1 pseudogene is annotated in these 234 nt (G+C 60.7%); it reads right to left on the reverse strand.

The window, feature by feature from the left end:
• Positions 1–191, reverse strand: a pseudogene (locus OC610_RS29395) (putative hydroxymethylpyrimidine transporter CytX); the annotation flags it as partial.
• Positions 192–234: the final 43 nt, after the last annotated feature.

Here is a 234-nt window from a genome sequence, read left to right on the forward strand (position 1 = left end):
AGCGTGCCGAGAAAAATCGCCAGCAACGAACCGCTCAGGCCCAGGCCCGGCGCGAGCAAGGCGCCGACTTGCAGCACCATCAGGCCGATGCCAAGGGAGAACCACAGGGAAAACAGATCGCGGGCGCCGAAGACGCGTTTGTCCAGGGGGACTGCGGTGTCGGGGGAATAGGTGCTGGGTTGGATGTTCAAGGGTGGTCATCTCAGGGGGATATTTGTTGTTTTTTTGGCCGCT

Origin of the sequence: Pseudomonas agronomica (genome assembly GCF_025917275.1) — a bacterium.
Lineage (GTDB): Bacteria > Pseudomonadota > Gammaproteobacteria > Pseudomonadales > Pseudomonadaceae > Aquipseudomonas > Aquipseudomonas agronomica.